We start from the raw sequence: 24,819 nt of genomic DNA on the forward strand, positions 1-24,819 counted from the left end.
GCTTTGATAACGAAAAGTAACAAATACCTGATTTCGATCTTATTGGCATTTCTTAGCGGCCTCGGCCCTATACTGGCACAAGCACAGGACGAACAAGCAGAGCTAGAAAAAAAACAACCTGCTGATACCCTTACCTCAAAATGGGGCTGGGGTGGCGGGTTCGGGTTCTCTAGCTCGACACCGTCCTCCCTTGCCCTGTCGCCCTCGCTCGAATATGCCCCTGCCAAGGCGGTCAGGCTTGGCGCCGGCATCTTGGCCGGCTACAAGCAGGGAGGCAATGAGGCACCCTCCACTTGGGACATTGGCGGCAGGCTCTATGGCGACCTCTTGTTCCACAAAAACCTGCCATGGCTGCAAGTCGGGTACAAGGCATCTCTACAGCCCGACAGCCTAGGGAAAAAAGACTGGATACATTCTGGCACCCTGGGCATCGGCTATTCCATGGAGATGCAAAAAGGAAAGCAGTTCAGGCTATTACTCTCAAGGGATTTCTTTTCTGATAAAGAAACAGATAAGTTAACCTTGGGGGATTGGAACTTCGGTGTCTCCCTTGCAGGGGGGCTAGGAAGAAAGCAAGGTGGGGGAAAACCGTTCTCTTCCTTTTTGCCTTCCCTAAAGCCCAATTTCCAGAAAAGGGACACCGCAAAGGATACGAGATCATTCAAGGAAAGGATCATTTTCGGGGGGGATTTCTCCCTCAGCCCAGACAAAGAGAACAGTTCGATGAGGCTCTCGCCCATGGTCGGCTATGAGCCCAACAAGTTCTCTAGTTTTGGCATCGGGGCGACCCTTTCGCACATGGCAAGCAAGGAAAAGGACGATGAGAGCCTAAAAGAAGAAATAAACTATGGCTACAGGATATTCGGCAGGATATCGCCAGTAAGCTGGCTGCCCTATGCACAAGCAGAGTTGGAGGGCATGTCAAACACCGATAGCCTCGAAAACAAGGACTTTGGCCATACTTGGCTGCTAGGCGGGGGATATAAGTTCTCTATCGGGGCACTCACCTCGCTAAACGCCTCCGTCCTCAGGGATATGGGTACGGCACCAGGCGAAAGCCCATGGGTATTTAGGATGGGCATCGAAGCAAGTCTTGGAAACCCGGGAGGACAAGAGGGCTGGATCGATGGGATGAAGGAAAAGCCTTTCACCCCGGGGATGATGATGGTCGCCCCGATCCTCAAAAAACTGGGGCTGGAGGGAAATTTCAGCATTATCCCCGGCGACCCGGCAAGGGTAGATATCTCCCCGATCTTCAATATCAAGCTTGACAGTATGTTCACCTTGGGCATAGGGCCAAGCGTACAAATGAGCCAAGATATGTTCGAAAAAGAGTGGGACTTCTCTAAACTGGACTACGGAGGCAGGGTATACGCACGCTTCCAGCCCAAGAAAAAAGCACCTTATGTACAATTGGAATACGAGGGCATCGGGGCGCTCGACTCCCTCGAAAAAAGGAAGCTCCTCTCATCTGTTTTGTTCGGTGCGGGATATTCCGCCAAGCTGCCCCTTGTGGGGAACATCAGCCTGACGGTGCTCAGGGACTTGACCTACAGCGGGCCGACAAAGACACATGGAAACCCTTGGGTATTCCGGATGGGGCTGGGCAAAAAACTGCCCTTCGAGGACAAACCGATACCGGGGACGAGAGCTCCAATACCGGTCAAAGATGGGTTCGACCTATACGATCTGGAGGGAAACCTCGGACTCTCTCTCGGGGAACTTATGCAAGTTGACCTCTCACCGGCCTTCTCTTACAACATAAAAAAATGGTGGAACGCGGCGACAGGTCCGGTCTTCCGCTATGCCAAGGACAACAGCTCGGGAAGGGACGAGGCCATATACGGGGCAAGGGCATTCACGAGGGTATTGCCCAAGTACGCGCTGCCCCACCTTCACTTCGAGGGGGAGGCGCTCAACTCGGGGCTGGACACGAACGGGAAACCCGTGGACAGGCAGTGGCATATGGCGCTCCTGTTGGGGGGCGGGCTCAATTTCCCCATCGGCGACAAGGCGGCCATCAACATCACTGCCCTGAGGAAGCTTGGATGGGACGGACCTACCCCCATCCATAGGGAAAAATGGGACATCAGGATGGGGCTGAAAATTTAGAAAAACACACAAGAACATTCAAATAAGTAACTAATAAAACAATGAGACAAAAATCGGTTATCGTATTTTTCTTACTTTTCTGTTCATTCTTGACTGTTGAGGTAAGAGGGCAAGAGTTGCCCTTACAGACACAAGTTATTCCTCCTTCTCCCGAGGCAGCGGCTTTGGGAAAGTACGGAAACCATCCTATAAGTTATTTTACTGGCAATCCATCAATCTCAATACCTATCTACGAGATCAAAGGGAAAGAAATATCCCTACCTATCTCTTTGAGCTATCATGCCTCGGGGATAAAAGTGGAGGAAGTCGCCTCTTGGGTAGGACTAGGCTGGACATTAAATGCAGGAGGAGTAATCACTAGAACAGTAATCAACCTTCCTGACGATGGGGCCTATGACTGGTCTGGAGATGGCGAGCCTACATGCATAAGCTCAACAGCCGATGGTGAATACAAAAACTATTTTAAAGCATATAGCGATATCAAGAAATTTCATAAGGGTAGTCCTGAAAGCGGTGGAGTCGTAGTAGGAGGATTTGAAAGCTATCAAGCATATCTTAATTTTCAAGAGCAAATCATGGATAGGAACGTCGAAGCCCAACCTGACCTTTACTTCTATAATTTTAATGGAAAATCGGGTAAACTCATTATGGACGGACACGGAACCGTCAAATCCCAACCATATCGCCCATTTAAGATCAGACCAGGGATAGGTCCATCTAAAGATTGCAATGGTTGGACTATCACCACCGAGGACGGGACTGTCTATGAGTTTAAGGAAAAAGAGCTGATGAGGGTAGAGGCCGACGACTATTCATCAGGCAACAATCCAAATACACGATACTATTCTGCCTGGTACTTGACCAAGATTATCTCACCGTCTAGTGCGGATGTGATAGAGTTCAAATACAAATCCACAGAGCTTATCGAAGACATACCTACCCATCAATACCAAGAGACCTTCAAAGATCACATAAACACTCCTAATGCAGGAATCGAAAACTACAATTCGACGTGTATTAACCCTCCGAGGCAACTAAGGAGCTACAATACCACGCAAACCTTTACGAAGTATAAGTTCCTATCAGAGATTACTACAAATAGGGGAATAAAAATAATTTTTGACTCTACCAAAGACCGAAAAGACAATCCAGGGACTTTTAAACTAGATGAAATCAGGATATACCAGACTATCAATGCTTCTGAGACTTTAGTAAAAAGAGCTGTATTAAACACCTCTTATTTTGGAAATACCAGTACTCGGTTGGCAAAATACGAAAGTAGGCTCAGACTTGACGGGGTCGATATTTATGGCTCCGGGAATTCCAAACAGCCTTATGGGTTTACCTATAAAACAACATCTATCCCTTCAAGGCAATCCCTTTCCCAAGATTACTTTGGATACTACAATGGAGAAAGTAATAATACTTTAGTCCCTGCGATGAAAATAGGAGATAAATCTTTGAGCGGGGCAAATAGACGCATAGATCAGAGTAATTCACAAGTAGGAATGCTGACCACGGTAACCTATCCTACGGGGGGATATACACAATATGAATACGAATCGAACAAGAATCAGGTAGTTACAGGGTTTCAGGAAAGACTAACAGGTTCTGAAGATATTACTGTATGTGGTGAAGAGGTTTCTCCTCGTAGCGATGTGCTTCCGAATTTGATCGGTGATACGGGATATGATCGGACAAAATACAAGGTATTTCGGTTTTCAGTCATCGGAAACGAATCTAAAATAGAGCTGGACTTTAAAAGAAGTGCTTGCACAAGCCCTCCCATAAATGGCGGGGGATATGACTTTATAGGGATTTATAAAATAAACGATAAGCCTACTTTTTCCCAAACCTCCGCCATCACCGCTAAACAAGGCGATCTGGTCTATTCTAAAAGATATGAAGGTCCAAACAATTTTGACGAAATCATTATTGACCCCAGCTTTATAGATGAAGGCACTTATGAATTAGTTGTGGCAAACTCTCTTGATGACATCGCCCTTACTGTCGAAGTAAGAACATATCACCATCTTCCAATAACTGACGAAGGAGAAATCACTGGAGGACTGAGGGTCGCAAGCATCACCGACCATCCAGTGGAAGGAGCACCAGTAAAAAGAGTATTTTCCTATACCCGGTTAGTAACGATTAGTGTGCCGAAACTATATGAGGGTGGAGATATAAGGGAGTTTTGGGCTAAGCCACTTTATATTGACCAGACTATACAGGTGAGCTCTGCTGTAAAATATGGAGTAGATGTATTTTATGAAATTTCAAAATATTACCAAGATGCCTGTATGATAGCCCCGAACGGTGGACCTAATGGATTCGATCGTCTTGAGGAATTTGGCTGCTCTTTCGCACATAGATATGCATCTAGCCGTTACCCTCTTTCTCCAGTCAATGGCAGTCCCGTTGGATACGGGCAGGTCAGTGAAAGCCTTGTTGATTCCGAAGGTAATAGTTTGGGAAAAACCGAATATTACTTCGAAACCTCTGGGGGAGGTTCCTCCAACCCATACAACGTTAAGGGTTCTTCTGACAAGAGAGGTAGGGTCATATGGACAAAAGTATATGATGCACAAGGCAATCTTAAGAAGGCTACACACATAGAATATGGTAGTTCGCAGCGGGTAATAGAGGCGAAGGGCATACATGTAAAACCGACAATGAACTCATATCATACTTCAATGGCACATATGCTCGTGCCAGAGGGCACTGGCGAAACTCTAAAATGGCAATGTATTGGGGAAGACGGGACTATAACTAGTTACCGGGATCTCCATGCAAATGAATATTTCAATGATGCTTTGTGGATGAATTACCAAGTAAAAACAACTACGTATGATTATTTAGAAAGAAGCCAAGAACCTGTCACCACTATCGAGGAAATGCATCATGATAATGCTGCCCATGGATTTCCAACAAGAATATTCAGGATAGGAAGTGATGGTAAGAAAACTTTGACGGTAACCCGATATACCACTGACCTAACAGTGAACTCACCTTCGTTTATTGATAGGCTCGCCACAAAAAACATGCTTTCTATACCGATAGACCAGCGTCAATACATAGAAAACGATGATAAAACAGCCTATAAATTGCTTGGTGGAAGTATACAGGAGTATTCAAATATTAATAAACTGAACCAAGTCTACAGGCTTGAAAGCTCATCTACAACAGAGGTTGCTCCAGCAGAAGTGTTGTTGAATGAATACAACGTGCCAAGCAATTTTAAGCCACAAATCGAAAAAATCGTATACGATAGGCACAATATAATAGAGTTCCAAGATAGAACAACCCCCAGGGTTGCATATGTTTGGGGCTATGGGAGTACTTATCCCGTCGCCAAAGTAGTCCTCGGTAAGTGGGTAGATAAAACAGATACGTTTATAATCATCACAAATGCTATCAAAAACGCAATAGAATCCTATCAATTCAGCAACAGTGATAGCAAAGCAGACATAGATTCGGACTTGGCATTCTTAAAAACACAGCTACAGAGCTACATTAACAGCGCTGACTATATGGTAACGCTATACACCTACAAACCTTTGGTGGGCATGACCTCCCAAACAGACCAAAACGGAATAACAACCTATTACCACTACGACGAGTTCGGGAGGCTGGAATACGTGGAAGACCACGAGGGCAATATCCTGCAGTCCAACGAATACCACTACTCAACGGACGGCCAATAATTTTTTTAGACCAAGCTACAAAACAAAAGACCATGAGACTAAAGATATATAGCCTATTCTTGCTGGCCCTCGGCTGGCTGGCGGCCCGGGACGCACAGGCCCAAACGGACAAGAACTACGTACGCACACACGTCTATAAGAAAGTAAACCTGTCTAGTGACCCGAACGGGCTATCGAAGGATCAGGTACAGACCAGCACCCAATACCTGGACGGGCTGGGCAGGCCTATCCAGAACGTGGTAAAAAAAGGGTCTCCCGAAGGCCTGGATATTGTCATCCCCATCGTATACGACCAGTTCGGGAGGGAGGCAAACTCCTACCTGCCCTATGTTTCGGGCACAGGCAGCGACGGTAGCTTCAAAACGGGCGCAGTATCGGCACAGCAGGCTTTTTATGGAGGCCTGTTCACAGGAGAGGGGACTTCTGCCTTCACCACACGGAGCTTCGAGGCCTCGCCGCTCAACCGGGTGCTGGACGAGACCGGGCCGGGCAAGAACTGGCACGACAACGACAAAAAGGTAAGCTACCTGCAAAAGACCAACCTCAAGACGGACGGCATCAGGATCTGGACGGTAGGCACGGCTGCCGGCGCCACGCCCTCCACAAGCGATACCTACGAAGACGGCGAGCTGTACGTCACAGAAATGACCGACGAGGAGGGGCATATATCTCGGGAATACACCGACAAACAGGGCAAGGTAGTCCTGAAAGAGGTACAGGATGGAAACGGCTTCCTGAAGACCTACTATGTCTACGACGATTATGGCAACCTGCGCTACGTGCTGCCCCCCAAAGCTATCGAAAAAATGGGAAGCTCCTACAGCGGCCACGCCAGCTTCGCCACCATCTTGGACAAGCTATGCTTCAAATATACCTATGATGCCCGCAACCGGATGGTAGCCAAGCGGGTGCCGGGCACAAACGGCGAAACCTACATGGTGTACGACAAACTGGACAGGCTGGTGCTCACCCAAGACGCAGCGCAGCGCACAAGGAACGAATGGCTCTTCACCAAGTACGACAAGTTTAGCCGCCCCGTACTGACAGGTATCTATACGGCCAGCTCTGGTATAGACGTATATACATCGATGGACGCGGTAGACCCTTCCAAGTACGCAGTAGGAACGGTAGAATCAGACGAGGGCTTGCTGCAAGGGGAAGACATCGTGAGCGAGCGGCACGAAGGCCACCATACCTACCGTGCCACCAATAGTATCACCCTGCTCCCGGGCTTCAAGGTGGACGCGGCCGAACAGGCGTTTTTGGCAGAGATCGCTTCGTCCGTAGCCACGGAGGACCGGCAGCACGGCTATGCCGTACAGGCAGGTGACTTCCCTGCCGCCGCAGACCTCTACGTGCTCACCGCCAGCTACTACGACGATTATGACCTAGACAACGATGACACACGCGACGAGGCGTATGCAAACGTGGGGGATGCGGGCTTCATGCCAGAGCAAGCAGTGACCTATGACGTGAAGGGGCTGCTGACCGCCACCAAGGTGAGGCAGCTGGGCGACGGGGACAACGGCTTCCTGAAGACCGTGACCTTCTACGACCAAAAAGGGAGGATGGTGCAGTCCCAAGGGCAGAACCACAACGGGGGGACGGACATAGTGACCAACCAATACGATTTTGTGGGAAAAGTGACCCATACCCATACGAGGCACTCCAACCCCAAGGCCGACAAAAAGGAAACGGTGGTGAAGAACTGGTTCGATTACGACCATGCCGATAGGCTGCTAGAAGTAAAACAGGCGTTCGACCTGCAGACGGAAACAGGGGCAGAGGTACTGGCGTCGAACACCTACAACGCCCTCGGGCAGCTGGAGGAAAAGGCGCTTAGCAAGGACGGGGCACAGTCGCTACAGGCCATAGACTACCGATACAACATCCGGGGGTGGCTCACCAAGATCAACGACCTGAACAACGTAAGTGAGGACCAGCTCTTCGCCATGGAACTCCAATATGAAAACGCAGGGGCAAACGCATATTACAATGGCAACATAGGAAGGGCGATCTGGAAGACGAACCTCGACAAGGTACAGCGCCAGTACAGCTACGACTACGACGACCTCAACAGGCTCACCGATGCAGACTACTCGGCGACGGGCAGGGCCTACGAGAACTTTGACGTAGAGGACATCTCCTACGACCCCAACGGCAATATAGAGGGGCTCAAAAGGTACGGGCTGACCGACCTTGGCAATACCCAGCACACCTATGGTCTGGTAGACAACCTTAGCTATAAATACGAATCGGGCGAGACCAGCAATAGGCTCACGGCGGTTACGGACAACGCCGGGCTGGCGGGGGATGCCCTCCTCGCCGACTTCAAGGACGGAAAGACGAACAACCAAAAAGCTACCTCTGGTGAATACGGTTACGATGCCAACGGCAACCTGACTTCTGACAAGAACAAGGGGATCGCCGATATCGACTATAACCACCTCAACCTGCCAGAGCTGATCGACTTTGGCTCGGGCAACAAGATAGCCTACCGCTATGACGCAGCTGGAATTAAACTCCAGAAGAAAGTGTACGAAGGAGGTGTTTTAGCGAAGACAACCGATTACTTGGGCGGCTTCCATTACGAAGAGGATACCTTGCGCTTTGTGCACACCACCGAGGGAAGGGCGCTCTGGAAGACGGAGCACGACGGCCTCGACGACTTTGTGTACGAATACCACTACAAGGACCACCTGGGCAACCTGCGGATGAGCGTGCGGGAGGGGGACGAGGATGCGGTGTACGAGGCAACCTCAGAGCTTGCCATGCAGGACTACGAGGAGGAACAACTAGGCTTCGAGAATATCAAGCTCACCCAGGACATGGAACGGGCGAAGAACGGCCAGGTCTCCGCGCTGGTGATGAACGCCACGGGGTATGAGCTGCCCGTAGGCCCTTTCAAGCAGTTTGAGGTAGGGAAAGACGATGCAATAGACGCCCGCGTGTTCGTGAGCTACGACAACGGGCAAAGCGGCACGCAGTCCTCCATGCCCGCCGGGATGCTGATGCAGAACACCTTTGCGCCAGAAGGCGGCGGAAGCCCCATAAGCTTGGGCTTCGGGGCGAAATCCCTTGGCGACAACCCCACCGCGAACGAGCCGGCGGCCTACCTCGCCATAGAGCTGTACAACCACGACGGTGAACTGGTAAACAGCCAGGTCCGCTGGGTAAGCGGCATGGGCGGCGGGGGTTGGTACTCCCTCGATACCTACCCCGACCTAAAGGTGGAACAGGACGGCTATGCAAAGGTATATGTGGCCAACGAGAGTGCGGCAAAGGTATGGTTCGACGATTTGCAGATCACCCACAAAAAGGCTATCATAGCACAGGAGAACCACTACTACCCCTTCGGCATGAACATGGCAGGGATAGAAAGGCAGGGAATCCCCGACCACAAGTTCCAGTACAACGGCAAGGAGAAACAGGAAGAGTTTGGGCTGCATTGGGCGGATTATGGATGGAGGAACTATGACAGTCAGCTCGGAAGATGGCATGGTATAGATAATCTAGCAGAAAAGTATATGTCATTTTCACCTTACCACTACACTGGTAATAACTCAATATCTCAAATTGATTATGACGGTCAGGATTATGGTATTTATTTTGACCATGAAAACAACACAATAACAATTAGAGCTAATTACTATACTGCTTCAGAAGATATACAATCAGCTAATAATGCAACCTCTTTTTGGAATAATCAGAGTGGTAATTTTACTTATACATTAGGAGAAGGCGAAGATTCAAAAATTTATACAGTAAATTTTGAATTAAGTGTCACTGAAGTCAAAGTAAAAAAAGGCGGTGTAAAAGATGGGGTTCTTAATAATGCATTAAAAAAGGATAAATCTGGAGAAGGCAATATATATCAAGTTTCAGATGATGTTCATTTCAAGGATAATACGAATGGAACTACACAATTCGGAACTAACGTGTTTATTAGAGATTCTAAAAAAATGACAGGTACTGGAAGTCATGAGATAGGACATACTTTAGGTCTAACTCATAAAAACAAGGGTATTATGACAGCTTCATCAACTGATAACGGCAGAAGCAATGATGTCATTTCTTTAGATATTGCTCAGATGATTAAATATGCTTCGAAAGGAAAACAAAATAGTTCTGCAGGTATTGGCACATTACATCAAAGGTTTAAAGTTGTTGGAAATGCCGCACCAGATACTTTTAAACATTCATCAGGTTATAAAATAATAGATGACAGGGCAAGAAATAAAAAAAGAAAAATTATAAGTTTATGGAAAGGAAAAGTAAATTAAAATGGGGAATTTTAACAATTCTTATAATATTGGCTTGCCAAGTAACATACGCACAACAAATCAAAAAATCCTATGTTGTTGATACAATTGAGGTAAGTACTTTATACAAAGTTTTTGTTAAAAAAAATGACTGTTTTTTTCAACTCTATGCGATTAAAGAACCTAAGAAAAGTTTAAAAAAAATTAACTTAAAAAAAATAATTAATGACGATAATTTATTCTTTACAAATATTAGTTTTTATTCCTTCTTTGATTATGACAATCCTGAAAAAGTTTACAATTGCAAGCTAAATTCAATCAAAATTTCAAATGGCAAAGTAGAAATACATAAAATTGAAGATGTAGAGAAACTATTGATTTGTTTAGTAAATGCAGATTTCTATAATGAAAGGATTCAGTCAGTGGATTATAAAAGTTGGAATACAGTTTTCAATAAAGGAATGTATATTAAACTAGCTTTTCCTATTTGTAAAAAACATGAATAGCCAACTGACCAACTACCCCCAACTACTCTTATGGTTTAAGCAAGGGTATGTGTATAAATTTTTTCATATTTCCTGTCTTGGTTAATGACCGCAAAGATGCGTTGGACGAGCTTGGAGCAGATGGCGTTTATGACGGACATCTCCCAACTGGCCCGAGCATCCGCTCGGGCCAAACAAGGGTAGCAAGTAAAAACAAAAATCAATCATCGAAACGCCCCGTCATTTTTGGCGAGGTGTTTTGTTTTTAAGGGGGTGGCAGTTTTGTTACAAAGCCAAAGCCGTGAAGGTCCGAGCGAGATGCTCGAACCAGAAAAAAGGGTAGCAAACGAAAACAAAAATCAACCATCGAAACGTCCCTTCATCTTTTGGCGGGGCGTTTTTAGTTTTTGGGACTGGCCGTTGCCCAGTTTCCTATTTGCCCGTCGGGGTTGCCAAAAACAACTAACGCCGTTAGTTCGGGCGCAAGAAAACGATGGGGTCGCTTGAAGCGACCCCATCGCTCAGGATTGGGGCTTTTTGTTGTAGAAGACACCCTGATAGGGGGCGTCTCTACGATAGATGTTTAAGAAAATGTTTTAAGCCTCTCGCTTGGAACTGCGCATTGGGTCAGCGTCCGCTGAAGAAGAGCGGCAAGTGTGGCTGAAAAGCCAATGCCACCAAGATCCGAGCAAGACGCTCGAACCAGAAAAAACTTCCCACTCAGGAAATTGATTTTGCCCTAACACTTATTACATTGAGGACTTTTGTCAATGAGGAAGGTAAGCTGTAAAACACAAAAAACCCTGTAAGATAAATCTTACAGGGTTTTAAGTTTCCAAATTGTGGGCCCACGAGGGCTCGAACCTCGGACCCCCTGATTATGAGTCAGGTGCTCTAACCAGCTGAGCTATGGGCCCTGAAGGAAATTCCTTCGTTTGGGAGTGCAAATGTAAATAAGCTTTTCAATTTCCCAAACCCTTTTTCATTTATTTTTTAGCAAATTGTTTCCCTAGTGTTATTCCTCAATCTCCCCCACTTTTTTATTACCGATAAAACCCGACCCTTAGAAGCTATTTTCAAATACATCTTCAATATGCTCATAGGCTTCTTTTGGAGCATACCTTCACAAAGGGTACTACTATCATAGAATTACTCTCCGTCATATTCAAACCAACCGAAGGTTGCCTCTGATTTACTCTTTGCCCCATTGCTGGTGGCATACATGCCTACGCCTGGTCCATTAAACATACTTCCGTTTCCATCGGCAATGACAATGAGGCTTTGTACTTCGCCAATTTGCTTCATATCGCCTTCAGACTCTCCATAGCTGAAGGTAACCTCCAGCCCCTCTCCTTCCGCCTTCAGAACTACAGTGGATTTGGTAAATGGCACTCTGGTCACTTCTTCCTTTACACCTTTGAAATTTTTAATCAGCACAAGTTCTTTTTTCTCTTTTAGGAGTAAAAAATGGTTCTCATTTGTTCGATAAATAACCATTCCTGCCTGCTCGTTGTCTTTTGAACTTTTAAAATCAAGCTTTGTAGTTACAGCGAATTTGTGATGCCTAATTCGCTGGACAAGCAGTGAAGAATTCACCAAGCTGTCCAGCGTTTTAGGTCTTAGTCGAAGATTCAATTCCCCATCTTCAATGTTGTAATTTTTTTCTTTGGGTACTCTGATAGAGCACCATTTCAGGGCGAGCGAGCTATCTTCAAACTCATCTCTTTTTGGTTCTTTCTTGTAGGGAGTCCAAGGCAAGTTAGGTCTTTCCAACTCAGTAAGCACCTTCCCTTGTCCCCTGTTGAACACTGGAGTCTTGCCGTCAAATTCTATTTTGGAAAGGAATGTTTCGCGAGTAAAGGTAGCCTTTCCTTCCACCAGCCTTTTGCCGAGTGTCACACACCACCACTCATCATTTTGGGTCTGCACAAGGTCTCCATGGCCAATAGCCTGAATAGGATAATCGTTGCCCAAATGCCTGTGGGTAATCACAGGGTTTATCATATCTGTAACATAAGGTCCCCAAAGCGAATCGCTATGATGAACAGAAAGAGCATGGAACAGCCCAGTCCCTCCTTCCGATAGCATCAGCATATAATTCCCATTGATTTTGTAAAGGTGCGGGCCTTCGGTATAAGAGGCATTATTCGCATGTCCGTAGGTAAGAATTTTTCTTTCCCCTACCAGTTTTTTCTTTTCCAAATCCAGTTCCTGAAGCCAAATACCGCACTGGGTAGGCCAAACTTGCTCTTCAATCCATGTATGGCCAGTATAATAACACTTTCCATCATCGTCCCACATGAGAGACGGATCGATGCCGGGGGCATCTTTCAACCAGATTGGGTCTGACCACGGACCGGCTGGGTCTGTAGCCGTCATGTAAAAATTGCCTTCGCAGCCCACGCAAGTAGTGATCAGGTAAAACGTTCCTTCATGATGGCGAATAGTGACGGCAAAAACACCAAATTTATCGATCAAACCGTCAAAATTCAACTGGTCAGGCCTGTTTATCCCATGGCCTATCAGCTCCCAATTCACCAGGTCCTTGCTATGGTAGATGGGGATGCCGGGATACCAAATAAAAGTAGAGGTAACCATATAGTAATCATCCCCTACCCTGCAGATGGATGGATCTGGGTGGTAGCCACTTAAAATGGGGTTTTCAAAAGTAGATGGAGCATCTTGCCCTTTGGATATTTGGGGTTGAATTAGGCAAAAAAGTGTCAGTATGACAAAAAAGTGTTTTAAGTAAATCATATAGATATGGTGTTTTACCCTAACTAAGAGGGTTGGTAAATGAAGCCATCAGATAGTTTAAACTTATATATGATTCGGAATGACCACAACTATTTAGATAGATTAATGACCATTCCGAATGAATTCATTAGACTCTTTATTGAATCTACTTGATAATTTTAAGATTGATAGTTAAGAGGTTAGATGTATTTACAATCGAACTTAGGGTCAAAAAGAAGAAACGCTGGCGTGTCATAAACCCTCCAATTCGTACCGAAATGGTACTTTCGACGGTTTCCTAGAATTGACCCTAAGTTAGCGTGTCAGTTCAATCAGCTTTCACCAGGTCATTTGCCAATGTAACTCCCTTCTTCATACAGTCGGCCACAGAAACACCATCTTTCCAATTGGCACAAACATAAATACCTTCAGTCTCAAGCTTTTCGGCTTCTTCCCAAGCCGCCACAATGTTTTTGTCGTACTGTGGAATGGCTTTTTCCCAACGGGTAAGGTGCTGCATTTGCGCTTCGCCTTTTATATCATACAGCCTGCCCAGCTCTTCGGTAGCTTTCTCAATAATCTGCGCTTCGCTGAGCTTGGTATTATCCACATACTGCGAGCCGCCTATGAACGTGGTAAGCAACGTTTCATCCTCGGGACAGCGATTGGGGAACAAGGAACTACTCCACAGGCTTCCTGCTGTAAACAGGTTTTCCACCTTGGGGTGCAATCCTCCAAACCCGTTGAGGTCAAACCCAACATCTGCTTTTTTAAAAGAGCTATGCAATACACACATAGGCGAATAATAAACATCTCCAAAGGCTTTGGAAGCCTCGGGGAATGATTTTTTTAGAAATTTCCCTGCCGCAGCTGAAGAACTGGAAACTACCAACTGATCGGCCTCAAACTCTCCATCTACAGTAGTCAAAACAAACTTATCCTCCCGTTTGGCTACCGTCTGAACAGGGCAATTATATTTTATACTCAAGCCCTTTGCCATTCCCTTGGGGATTTCAGCCATACCACTGGTAAAACTGTAGGAATTTTTCCTTCCCGTGCTCTTCTTGCCTTTACTGCCCTTCATAAAGCCTTTTATCACCGAGCCATATTCTTTTTCGAATTGGGACAAGGATGGAAAAGTCTTCTCAACCAAAAGCTGGTACGGATCGCCTGCATAAATACCGGCCATAAAGGGGTTCACGGCATAATCTACTATCTCTTTGGAAAACCTTCTCTCAAAAAAATCCCCAACCGATTCGTTTTCTATATTTCCAGCAGGTTTTTTCCGCTCTCTGAACACTGCCATTTTGGATTTCCAACTAAAATATCCGCTAAACAAAAATGCGGGTCCTGCGGGCAGTTTTTGATATTTCCCTTTTTTGAATACAAACCGTTTTTTACTCACATCTTCGGGCATCAGCTTGGAAGCCCCTGCCCCACATTTGTCGACCAACTGATCCACTTCCTCATCTGCCAACAAGGTATTAGGCCCTGCTTCTAGCAAGTAGTCACCATTTTTGAATGATTTGATGTATCCACCAGGTTCGCTTGCCGCTTCAAATACTTGATAAGGAATACCTAATTCGTGAAGTTGGTAAGCAACCGATAAGCCCGAAATCCCTGCGCCAATAATTGCAATCATGTTCGCTTTATTTAGTTAAAAAAATCTAAGTCTTTATAAATTCACTTCTAAGAAACTATTTTTTTTATGCTGGCATTTTTCCCAAGCAAAGAGTTAAAACCGCCCGACTCCCTTAAACAGAAACTAGCAACAAGTAACCAGTAACAGCCACACCTAATCTATATAATTAAAAATTGTTTCTTTCCTGTTATCCAAATTGAAAATATAGCGAAGCGAAACCCCAAACTGGGGGGAAATCAGGTTTAGCTTACGATAGGATTTTATCAAGTTCCCCTCCTCGTCGTATTGCTCTTGTGCGAAAAAATAGCGGGTTTCTTTTCTGGCATAAAGCCCGGCCTGAAAGCCGTTATTCGAAACCCAAACCAGGTCGTATCGCAAACGGGTTTTATTGATTCTGCGCTGATCGGCAGAAGATTCGAGTGCGGTGAACTGGCTAAGTTCGTAAGATAAAGCCGTAAAAAAAACAAGCCCTTTTACCTGAAAACTTTTACCCAAAGAAACAAAAAGCGAAAGCGGGTTTCCCTCCGCATTTTGCTCGCTATAGCGATATTCATAGCTAAGCCGTTTGTCAAAAAATAGGCTTCCGATATGCCCACCGTGCCGCAAAAAAAGTTGGCTGGCATGCGTATCGAACCTCGAATTGCGGTAGAGCCGCTGCAAAAAACCAGCCGACCATCGCCCCTTAAACTGATATTCGTAGCCCAACAAAGCTTCGTCGAGAAATGTCCCATTATATTCGGAGTTTTTCACCGAAAAACCTCCCAAAAACCTACTGCCGCTATCCAAATGAAAATCGACAAAGAGCTTAACAGAAAACTCGCTGCTCAACCTGGATTTTTCCAAAGGCTGGGCAACGAGTTTTATACTTGCAAAAGCAACAGTTATAGCAACATATAGCAGTGCTTTTTTTATCATCGTAATTAGTCTAAAATTAATTTCATCAACGTATTTCCGTACCTACAACTTTTCCCAAGCCCTTCTTGAAGTGTTGTTAGTTGCAGGTTTCTAACGGTCCGCCGCTGCAGTTACTAGCAACCAAGACTTACAATACGTTCAATACTTGTTCCTTTATTTTTTCCAACTCCTCCTTCATATTTATCACCAATTTCTGAATCTCCGCATCGTTGGCTTTCGAACCAATCGTGTTGATTTCTCTACCAATTTCTTGGCTGATGAAATTCAATTTTTTACCCAGAGAAGTCTTTGCTTTCAAGGTTTCCTTAAAATACGAAAGATGGTTTTTGAGACGGACTTTTTCTTCGTTGATGTCCAGTTTTTCAATGTAATACATCAACTCCTGCTCAAACCTGTTCTTATCAAAATTCTCGTTGCTCAGCCATTCCTCCACCTGTTTCATCAGGCGCTCTCTTACTTTGGCAATTCGCTCAGGGTCGCGTCCATCTACTTTTACCAATAGCTCTTCAATAGAATCAATATACGAAACCAACTTCCTTTCTAGCGCATTTCCTTCAGCCATTCTGAATTCATCACATTTATCTATGGCTTCGTGAATGGTTTCCAATACCACTTTCCAGTCCTCTTTTTTCGTATCCTCGTCGTTCTCTTTCAAATACACATCGGGCATGGACATTGCCATGCGGAAAATATCTTTCCCATCTGCTCCTACGCTTTCGGCAGCACTTTGAAGCTCCGTATAAAACGCATTGAACAAAGGGCGGTTTACCGAAACCTTGTTCAGGTCAGCTCGCTTAGTAGTATAGTTTACCGAAAGGCTAATTTTCCCCCTTTCTAGGCGCTTGCCCATCAGGTTTTTTAGTTCTATATCCTTGTCAAAAAAAATATTCCCTATCTTGATGCTAGAATCAAAAAACTTTGAATTCAAAGATTTGACCTCTACAGTAACATTCAGCTCGTCTGTTGATCTCACGGCTTTCCCAAAGCCTGTCATCGATTTTATCATGGTGTATTATCTAGTTTTTTGTTTGTAGGCTAAGTGTCAGAAAAAACGCCAGAGCAGTAGGCAATGCGCTTTTTTAAATATTAGCCTGTATAATTCGGATAAAGGTATAAAATTCTACTCAAACGCAAACTAGGAGAATCCGAGAATAGCTCAGATAGTGGTTTTTTGCTTTCACTTGCTATTCTTGGTTGGGCTGAGCTGAGTAAATCACCCCTAATAATTGGGTCATATCTGTAGAAGCAAAAATATACATTACGTTATCTCCTTTGAAGATAAAAACTTTGACGCTTTCCTCTTTATAATTCTTCAGATTTCTAACAAATTCCTCAACTATTTTGGTCAAATGAGCTTTCTTATCATCTATTAAAATCGATAATCTTTTAAGATATATTTCTAAAAGTTTTTCTGTATTTGCTAAATAAGGTGGTTCTATGTCCCCTCTATTTTGCAATAAAGTTTTGATAATAGATTTTGGCAAATCACTTTGAGAAAATAGCGTTTCAAGCTTATCAATATCATTCATATTTATGTTCTTTCCTTTTTAAGGTTAAGGTAGCACCGAATACAATAGCATAAACCTAAAGTAAACTTGGTATCTGCAAATTACCTTACTTATCACTTGTAAGTCCAAAAGCTATTCTATTTTTGTTACCAATTCTAACTAGAAATTTCAGCCCATGCAAAAACTCGTTGTCTTCGATTTGGATTTTACCCTTTGGGATGCAGGCGGCACTTGGTGCGACCATACCAACCCGCCCTACAAGCGTATTCGCCATTATATAGAAGATGCCACGGGAGCGCGCATCGTATTGTACCCCGAAGTGTTGGTGATTTTGGAAGAGTTAAGCAAACAAAATATACCAATGGCACTTGCTTCCCGAACGGGAGCTCCGCCTTGGGCTAGAGAATTGTTGGCTCTGTTTGAAATTGAGAACTATTTTGAATTTCAGGAAATTTACCCGGGTAGCAAAATCCAGCATTTTGCCCAGCTGCAAAAAGCCAGCGGCTTAGCTTATGAACAAATGATTTTCTTTGACGATGAAATGCGGAATATAACCGAAGTGGGAGCTTTGGGGGTAAAAGCTGTGCATGTGGAAAATGGGATTAATAAGCAGGTTGTTTACGATTCACTTTCTGTTTAATAAATCGAAAAACAAAAATTATAGTATTCCGTACAACATACCAAACAAAAACCTACTGTTCTATGAAAACCTACACCCAGCAAGACACACAACTGGAAAAAATCTTATTTTTCACAAGCCTCACCACTGCACTTTTTACGTTAGGCATTTTTATAAATCATACCTTTTTCCAATCGGAGCATGTGCTCATTGGCGTATTCCAAGAACTACTGACTTTACCTGCTATTCTTGCCCAACCCATTATCATAGCAATGAGTTTTACGCCTTTTTATTCGGAACAACTATAATCTAAAGTCCCTCGCCTTTACAAGCCTTACCCTTGCTACCATAGTGCTTAGCTCGGTTTGTTTGGGGTTTGTGATGGAATAAAAAAAGGACTGCCATACTAATAGCAGCCCTTTCAAAAAGTATATAAACAGTCACTTAAACTATTTCAATGTTATTGGCCAATCGACTCCACCTGGGTACATAATTTTTGCAACTCCTGCTTCTCCGTAGGTATTCTCCCAATCAATCGTCCACACATCCCCTTCTATGGTTGAAACAAAAGTCCATGTATCTCCATATACATCCACAAAGCCTGTAAAACTCACCTCAGTACATACATCTGTGAAGGTAAGCGTAGTGCTATTGGCTGCTCCACCACCATAACAATCACCGTAAGCACCAAAACTCCAATCTGAAAACACATATACACCTCCGCCAAGAGCTTCTATATCAACCGAGCCTGTAGCACTGCCACCACACCACGTAGTACTCTCATATTCGAAAGTACCTTCTAGGTCTGAAGGACAAGCAGCTGGCAAGGTAAAGTTAAAGTGGGCTTGGAATGCCGCACCTCTTACAGCTGCAGAAGAATTCTCATAACCAAAAACCTGCCCATCATCAAGTGTTATAAACCCCTCGAATTTGAAATTATCACCAGGTGCTAAATCAGCAGCTGAAATACCTAATGCCGAAAGCATTTCAGGAGTTGTGATCGTTACGTCCTGCAAGCTTTTCAACCCATCTTCTGAGTCTACAAAATCACTTGGTCCCCAGCTTAAAAATGTAGAAACAGTAATATCCTCCCCTCCTCCTGCTGGTTCGTAAATCAGGCTAAGTCTATATTCCGTTACTTTTTTGCCATCATCAGTATCTTTGAACTCCACGGAGTAGGTGTATTTAGATGCATTGATGGTAGTTTCATCAAAAACATTTATCAACTTATCAGACTCACTCATAAGTTTTATGTAAGCTCCTTTTCCCGAATCTTCAAATGTCAGGATAGGCTTCAGGTTCTCATCAGCACAACCTAGTAGGCTCAAAAGAACTAATATAAATATTAACTTTTTACTTAATTTCATTTTACTATCAACTTAGTTTCATTAATAAAGATCGATGCTTTCATTATCCCAAAATACTGGAACAGTAATAGATTTTTGAGTTGCGTTTCCATTCCTATCCACATTCACGGCAGGATATAGGAAAGATCTCATAAATTCTCCAGGAGAAGTTTCCAATGGAGGAGCCATATTTGCAGGCTTGCCAGTTCTGCGGTACATGTTGTACGATTCTACACCATTTCCCCACAAGGCGATATAGTATTCCTTCATGATCACATCTAATTTTGCATCAGTTGTGGGTGCGGCATCATATTTTTCCAATACATAGCTAACATATTCTGCCACATCTTCTTCTGTAGGTACAAAAGCATCTTGCACACTTATCAATTCACCTCTTTGGTCAATTTGCTTACTAAACGTACTTCCATCTCTTGACGCAAAACCCTGAACCTTAGCAATTGATTTTTCTATTCCGCTTTGCAACATTGCTCTTGGATCGTCATTTGTTCCAAGGGTAAGCGCTGCTTCCGCTCTTAAGAAATCTGCATAAGAAGCAAGCATGACAGGCCAAATCCCTTGCCCTTTAGCACCAGTAGTACCACTTTGTTGCTGATCTTCATAAGAGTTTTCATCAAACAATCCGCCAAAAGGATACAGACCATAGATAGTCCTGATTGGGCCATCTGGTGGAATACCTTCACTGTTAAGGTGATCTCTACCTAAATAACCATCACCAAGGAATGCCACACAATAAGGCAACCTAGGGTCAACATCATCGTAGTGAGATGGTTTTTGGTCAGGATCAGGATAAGAAGAAAAATGACAGCCATACACCGTTACGTCCTGCTCATCTGCTTTTTCCACTTGCCTATAGAAATAATACCTGATTCTAGGATCTACTACCGGATTTCCATCGCCATCTAGCTTATCTGCTCTTAATAGCCACATATAATAGTTGGACATATAAGCACCATCTGAAGTCTCATAGCTATTGTTATAATTAGGGTGGCGTGAGTTAGGGTTTTCTCTGGTAGTACCATAAGAAAGTTGGAAATCCTCGCTTTCAGTATCAATAAGCTCGGCACCTATCAAGCTATTGATAGTCGATTTAGAAGCCTCTGGGTTTACCAACCTAGTGGTAACAGCAGCTCTGAGTTTTAGCGTATTTGCAAACGCAATCCACTTGTCTACATCGCCATCGTAAAAATTGTCATACGCAGGAGATGGAGAGTTCCCCGCATTGCTTAGAGTAGCAATAGATTCATCTAGCAAGGCAATAGCAGCAGCATACACTTCACTTCCAGATTCCGAAGAAGGAGATATCACACTTATTCCTTGAGTAGCCTCTGTATAAGGAACATCCCCAAACAAGTCCACCAAAACCAACATAGTGTAAGCTTTAAGAATATTAGCTGTCCCTGCATAAACTGGCAGTTCTCTTTCTTTTGAAATCTCTACCAAGGTATTTATATCAGGCCACAATCCACTATACGCTGATTGCCAGATACCATTAAAATTCGCAGGACTTGAAGCATTTTCATACTGGTAAGAACTTGTATTTGCAATCATCCTGGATATAGATGCTGGATAATACCAAGTACTACCTACAAAACCTGCCATGCTAATTTGTACACTGTTGTACAAATCGTTTATGTCCACATTTCCCGGAGATACCTCTACCGGATTATTCAAGTTTTCATCTAAAGCATCGCAAGCTGTAAAGCAGATGATGGATGCTAATAGAAATATCTTAACTATTTTCTTCATTAGAATTTCTTTTTAAATTGATTATTTATCAGCCAGATAAGCCAATTAGAAAGTTAGGCTCAAAGTAGCTCCATAACGCTTTGCGGTAGGTGCTGTTCTGAAGTCAAACCCACGACCGTTACCTACACCCAAGCTAAGCACTTCGGGGTCGAAGTTGATGCCCTTAGGAAAGTTAGGCGCAGAGTAGAAAAGGTTCTCTCCAGAGATAGTAAATGAAGCCCTTCCAAATGGTGTTTTAGTCAGAAGACTTTTAGGCAAAGCATACGCTAAAGAAACCTCACGCAACCTGATGACAGTAGCATCAAATACAGAACCTTTATCGGCACCAAAATACGCATCAAAGAACACGTCACCACCGTAAGTTTGGATATCATTTGGTGAACCATCGCCTTTTACCCCTGGAAGTATAATTGGCTGAAATCTATCAAAACCAGTATCGGTAGTATTACCACGTGCCATAAGCGAACCGACAGTCGAAGAATAAATATCTCCACCATGAATGTAGTTCCACTGGAAGCCAAAGGAGAACCCTTTGTATGTAAATGTATTGGTCATGTTGGCTTGGAAATCAGGGTTTGGATCGCCTATAATCACACTTTCTGAGTTTTCAGTATAAGAACCTTGTCCATTTACAAGTAGCTCCCCAGTTTCCTCATGCCTGTTAAAGTCCGTCCCCAACATAGCGCCATAAGGCTCTCCTGGTCTTGCTACGTTAGCTAAGGTTGTGTAACCTGAAATAATCACTTGATCAACACCAGAAATAATACTTTCAACTTTGCTTATATTCTTAGTATAGTTCAAATTCATGTTCCATTCAAACCCACTAGATGTTTTAACTGGCGTAAAGTTCAGACCCAATTCAATACCTTTGTTACTTACTTCTGCCCCATTGACCGTAGTTAAAGAATAACCAGTAGCAGGGTCGAGAGGCAAGTTGATAATTAGATCTTTTGAGGTTTTGTCGTACAATGACAGATCTACTCCAATTCTACCTGCAAAAAGCTGTGCTTCCAAACCAAATTCTAATTCTGAGTGTAGTTCTGGAGATAAATCAGGGTTACCTAATTCATCGCTAACAGAGTTCGTATTTAGCTGAGTACCGTCAGGTCCCACAAATACATTGGTAGCAGCATTGAGTACGGATCTGGTTTTATACGGATCTGGATAACCAGCTGATGTTCCATAACTTAACCTAAATTTGGCATAATCTACTACCCCATTATTGGCTAAAGCAGGTATGGCTTCGAAAGGAAGGAAAGAAACACTGGCAGATGGGTACAAAATTGATCTATTTTCGACTTCAAGTGTTGATGTAACGTCGTTTCTACCTTGTAGAGTCAAATAAACAAAACCATTGTAACCTGCAGTCAAGGTTCCATATACACCAAGCGTATTTTTCTCTTCGTAACCGGTCCCAGCATTTGAGCTCACAAATTTGTCATGGGCAAAAAGGTTGTAAACTAATTGGTTATTACTATAAATACCCTGCCCTTCAGCTATTTGCGAACGGTAGTTTACCCCTAATACGCCATTTAAACTGATACCATTGTCAAAGCTTTTATCATACATTAAGTTGGCTACATGATCGGTCCATCTGCTCTTTAGTGTGCTAGTAGAATAGTACCCGTCGTTGTCTCCTCCACCACTACCTTTGTTTACTTTTCTTTCATTGGTTTGGGTATAGTTATCAATTGAAAGCCTATACTGGAACTGCAACCAATCATTAAATTCATACCCTATTTGAGCATTAGCAAAAAAGCGCTGTACATATTCTTCGTCTGATTTATTATTTAAGTTCCACATTGGGTGTTCAATAGTAGAACCCCTTCTATAATAAACGTTTGACCCATCAATTGGCGACTGATAAGGCAGGTTCATCATATCGATTGACCTTGGTGTAAAAAGTACCGCAGCAAAAAGCCCATCACCAGCACCGCCAAATGCAGGGTTTGTTAGAGGTCTTCTTATTTCAGAATCTACATAATTGAAATTACTTTTCAATGTAATTCCGTTGTCTAGCTTTGTTTGTGCACCTAGTCCAAAGTTGTGCTTTTTCTGGAAGTTAGATGCACCGCCACCCCTCATTTCATCGAGTTTAGGAAGGAAACCTTGATCGTCCAAATATGAATAAGTAGCACTAACGGACGAGCCATTACCTACGTTCCTCGATATTGAAACTGAAGTATTTGTTGTGAGACCTGGTTTTTCAAAAAACTGCTCTACAGACTCATATGGCTTATATTCATAACGTTCTCCAATATATTCAGGAAAATCATCGTTGTATTGCGTTTGATCGTAAGGGTGAGCAATAGTTCCATCATCATCTATACCGTTTGAACCTCTTGTATCAAAAGAAGGTCCCCAAGTAGAGAAATACCAACCAAAATCGCCGGAGAAACCATTACCATAAATATCCTGATAATCAGGAATATTTGCTACTTCGGTAGCAGAAACTTGCTGGGTAAAGGATACTTCAAACCCTTTGTTTGACATTCCAGAAGAACCGTTTTTAGTCGTTACCAATATTACTCCATTTCTACCAGCCTCACCATAAAGGACAGTTGCTGACAAACCTTTTAGAATACTAATGTCTTCAATGGTTTGAGGATCTAAATCCAAGAAACGAGAAGAAGCTGCACCCCCACCACTTGCAAAGCCACCAGTGCTGTTTGCATCAGAGTTGAATGGAACGCCATCCACTACGAAAAGAGGCTGGTTAGAGCCAGTGATTGAAGAGTAGCCCCTGATAATGATGTTGGTACCAGAGCCAGCAAGCCCAGAAGTTTGAGCGATGTCGACACCTGTTGCCTTACCTCTCAAGAGCTTTGCTACATCCTTTTGGGTTCTAGCTTCGAGGGATTTTGTACCAATAGAGGATACACCATAACCTAAAGAAGCTTTCTCTTGAGTGAGTCCAAGCGCTGTTACCACCACCTCTGTAAGTTCTGTGGCATCTGGCATTAATTTCACATCTACTTTTGACATGCCCTCAATCTCTACTTCTTGTGATAAGAAACCGATGTAGGAAAACATCAGAATGACTGCATTTTCTGGAGCCTCAACTGTGAATTTACCATCAATATCGGTGATGGTGCCTGTGGTTGTGCCTTTTACTATGACGTTCACCCCAGGTAGTGGGGAATCGTCTTCACCGGAAAGCACAGTTCCGGTAATTGTTCTTTGCTGCGCCATTGTTGAAAACAGAGCACAGAAAAAGAACATGAAGATTAGTAATAAATGCTTCATGACTTGATTGTTGTAAGTTAAATAATTGATTAAATAGTTTTAGCTAATTGTTATTTGACACTAATTCGATAGTTTTTTGACATAGGAATCCCTAGCCTATTTGTGGTTATAGACTGTTATTATTCGCTATTTTTTGCTTTTCATTTGACAGTTAAGCACATGGCGACACATGCCTATTTGTAAGTACAACAGGTTGCTATTGGTACAATTTGTTTGATATCAAAATTTAAGTTGGGTTGGGTAGATTGTGAGTCTATAAAAAAGGCATAATAAAACACTTACTAAGCTTCTTTAATAAGCTTTGAAAAAGTAAATGAAGATTAAGGTGTTGAGGTGATGATAAGTAAATGACACTGAGAAGGCAGAGTATATATTACTCTTTCGCTAATTTTAATTACTCAAACATAAATAAAATTATTCACTTAAAAAAAAATACTACCTTTAAAAGCACAAAATAACCATACAAATACTTAACAA

15 protein-coding genes and 1 tRNA gene are annotated in these 24,819 nt (G+C 43.5%); 7 read left to right on the forward strand and 9 right to left on the reverse strand.

Features of this window, described 5'->3' with window-relative positions; all coding sequences use genetic code 11:
• Nucleotides 1–3 precede the first annotated feature (3 nt).
• From R9C00_16400 to R9C00_16420, 5 genes are read left to right on the forward strand one after another with little or no spacing between them, the layout of a single operon-like run.
• On the forward strand, nucleotides 4–2,112 hold the full coding sequence (locus tag R9C00_16400) for a hypothetical protein (protein ID WPO33284.1): 2,109 nt from the start codon (nucleotides 4–6) through the stop codon (nucleotides 2,110–2,112).
• A gap of 41 nt (nucleotides 2,113–2,153) precedes the next feature.
• A complete protein-coding gene (locus R9C00_16405) occupies nucleotides 2,154–5,816 on the forward strand; it encodes a hypothetical protein (GenBank protein ID WPO33285.1) in 3,663 nt (1,220 codons plus the stop codon).
• A gap of 32 nt (nucleotides 5,817–5,848) precedes the next feature.
• Nucleotides 5,849–10,099 carry a DUF6443 domain-containing protein gene (locus tag R9C00_16410; GenBank protein ID WPO33286.1) on the forward strand — a complete coding sequence of 1,417 codons (4,251 nt, stop codon included), beginning with the start codon at nucleotides 5,849–5,851 and terminating at the stop codon, nucleotides 10,097–10,099.
• Nucleotides 10,078–10,584 carry a hypothetical protein gene (locus R9C00_16415; protein WPO33287.1) on the forward strand — a complete coding sequence of 169 codons (507 nt, stop codon included), beginning with the start codon at nucleotides 10,078–10,080 and terminating at the stop codon, nucleotides 10,582–10,584. Before R9C00_16410 ends, R9C00_16415 begins: the two co-directional genes overlap by 22 nt.
• Before the next feature lie 47 nt (nucleotides 10,585–10,631).
• A complete protein-coding gene (locus R9C00_16420; GenBank protein ID WPO33288.1) occupies nucleotides 10,632–10,832 on the forward strand; it encodes a hypothetical protein in 201 nt (66 codons plus the stop codon).
• Nucleotides 10,833–11,406: 574 nt separating this feature from the next.
• On the opposite strand, the gene R9C00_16425 is transcribed toward R9C00_16420, so the two are convergent.
• The 6 genes from R9C00_16425 to R9C00_16450 form a co-directional block, all read right to left on the reverse strand.
• Nucleotides 11,407–11,480, reverse strand: a tRNA-Ile gene (locus R9C00_16425).
• A 232-nt stretch (nucleotides 11,481–11,712) separates the two neighbouring features.
• Nucleotides 11,713–13,320: a glycoside hydrolase family 43 protein gene (locus R9C00_16430; protein WPO33289.1), complete on the reverse strand. Its 1,608-nt coding sequence runs from the start codon at nucleotides 13,318–13,320 to the stop codon at nucleotides 11,713–11,715.
• Between the two features lie 307 nt (nucleotides 13,321–13,627).
• The gene (gene hemG, locus R9C00_16435; protein WPO33290.1) at nucleotides 13,628–14,941 is read right to left on the reverse strand and encodes a protoporphyrinogen oxidase; all 1,314 of its coding nucleotides are present in this window, start codon (nucleotides 14,939–14,941) and stop codon (nucleotides 13,628–13,630) included.
• A gap of 153 nt (nucleotides 14,942–15,094) precedes the next feature.
• The gene (locus tag R9C00_16440) at nucleotides 15,095–15,856 is read right to left on the reverse strand and encodes a hypothetical protein (GenBank protein ID WPO33291.1); all 762 of its coding nucleotides are present in this window, start codon (nucleotides 15,854–15,856) and stop codon (nucleotides 15,095–15,097) included.
• A gap of 127 nt (nucleotides 15,857–15,983) precedes the next feature.
• Nucleotides 15,984–16,862 carry a YicC/YloC family endoribonuclease gene (locus R9C00_16445; protein WPO33292.1) on the reverse strand — a complete coding sequence of 293 codons (879 nt, stop codon included), beginning with the start codon at nucleotides 16,860–16,862 and terminating at the stop codon, nucleotides 15,984–15,986.
• A gap of 178 nt (nucleotides 16,863–17,040) precedes the next feature.
• Entirely contained in the window at nucleotides 17,041–17,385 is a 345-nt protein-coding gene (locus R9C00_16450) for a hypothetical protein (GenBank protein WPO33293.1), read from the reverse strand.
• 154 nt (nucleotides 17,386–17,539) lie between these two features.
• On the opposite strand from R9C00_16450, the gene R9C00_16455 reads away from it, so the two are divergent.
• Entirely contained in the window at nucleotides 17,540–18,004 is a 465-nt protein-coding gene (locus R9C00_16455) for a magnesium-dependent phosphatase-1 (protein WPO33294.1), read from the forward strand.
• A 62-nt stretch (nucleotides 18,005–18,066) separates the two neighbouring features.
• On the forward strand, nucleotides 18,067–18,291 hold the full coding sequence (locus R9C00_16460; GenBank protein ID WPO33295.1) for a hypothetical protein: 225 nt from the start codon (nucleotides 18,067–18,069) through the stop codon (nucleotides 18,289–18,291).
• 141 nt (nucleotides 18,292–18,432) lie between these two features.
• Here R9C00_16460 and R9C00_16465 read toward each other — a convergent pair whose 3' ends face one another.
• From R9C00_16465 to R9C00_16475, 3 genes are read right to left on the reverse strand one after another with little or no spacing between them, the layout of a single operon-like run.
• Nucleotides 18,433–19,350 (reverse strand): hypothetical protein, encoded by a 918-nt coding sequence (locus R9C00_16465; protein ID WPO33296.1) that lies wholly within the window; start codon nucleotides 19,348–19,350, stop codon nucleotides 18,433–18,435.
• A gap of 21 nt (nucleotides 19,351–19,371) precedes the next feature.
• The gene (locus R9C00_16470) at nucleotides 19,372–21,096 is read right to left on the reverse strand and encodes a SusD/RagB family nutrient-binding outer membrane lipoprotein (GenBank protein ID WPO33297.1); all 1,725 of its coding nucleotides are present in this window, start codon (nucleotides 21,094–21,096) and stop codon (nucleotides 19,372–19,374) included.
• 45 nt (nucleotides 21,097–21,141) lie between these two features.
• Nucleotides 21,142–24,342: a SusC/RagA family TonB-linked outer membrane protein gene (locus R9C00_16475; GenBank protein WPO33298.1), complete on the reverse strand. Its 3,201-nt coding sequence runs from the start codon at nucleotides 24,340–24,342 to the stop codon at nucleotides 21,142–21,144.
• Nucleotides 24,343–24,819 lie beyond the last annotated feature (477 nt).

It is taken from the genome of Flammeovirgaceae bacterium SG7u.111 (assembly GCA_034044135.1).
In the GTDB taxonomy this organism is placed as follows: domain Bacteria; phylum Bacteroidota; class Bacteroidia; order Cytophagales; family Flammeovirgaceae.

Coding starts and splice junctions, on each gene's coding strand:
- R9C00_16410 (WPO33286.1), top strand. CDS start 5,849: ATGAGACTAAAGATATATAGCCTATTCTTGCTGGCCCTCGGCTGGCTG.
- R9C00_16470 (WPO33297.1), bottom strand. CDS start 21,096: ATGAAGAAAATAGTTAAGATATTTCTATTAGCATCCATCATCTGCTTT.
- R9C00_16460 (WPO33295.1), top strand. CDS start 18,067: ATGAAAACCTACACCCAGCAAGACACACAACTGGAAAAAATCTTATTT.
- R9C00_16475 (WPO33298.1), bottom strand. CDS start 24,342: ATGAAGCATTTATTACTAATCTTCATGTTCTTTTTCTGTGCTCTGTTT.
- R9C00_16415 (WPO33287.1), top strand. CDS start 10,078: ATGGAAAGGAAAAGTAAATTAAAATGGGGAATTTTAACAATTCTTATA.
- R9C00_16445 (WPO33292.1), bottom strand. CDS start 16,862: ATGATAAAATCGATGACAGGCTTTGGGAAAGCCGTGAGATCAACAGAC.
- hemG (WPO33290.1), bottom strand. CDS start 14,941: ATGATTGCAATTATTGGCGCAGGGATTTCGGGCTTATCGGTTGCTTAC.
- R9C00_16455 (WPO33294.1), top strand. CDS start 17,540: ATGCAAAAACTCGTTGTCTTCGATTTGGATTTTACCCTTTGGGATGCA.
- R9C00_16465 (WPO33296.1), bottom strand. CDS start 19,350: ATGAAATTAAGTAAAAAGTTAATATTTATATTAGTTCTTTTGAGCCTA.
- R9C00_16430 (WPO33289.1), bottom strand. CDS start 13,320: ATGATTTACTTAAAACACTTTTTTGTCATACTGACACTTTTTTGCCTA.
- R9C00_16450 (WPO33293.1), bottom strand. CDS start 17,385: ATGAATGATATTGATAAGCTTGAAACGCTATTTTCTCAAAGTGATTTG.
- R9C00_16440 (WPO33291.1), bottom strand. CDS start 15,856: ATGATAAAAAAAGCACTGCTATATGTTGCTATAACTGTTGCTTTTGCA.
- R9C00_16420 (WPO33288.1), top strand. CDS start 10,632: ATGTGTATAAATTTTTTCATATTTCCTGTCTTGGTTAATGACCGCAAA.
- R9C00_16405 (WPO33285.1), top strand. CDS start 2,154: ATGAGACAAAAATCGGTTATCGTATTTTTCTTACTTTTCTGTTCATTC.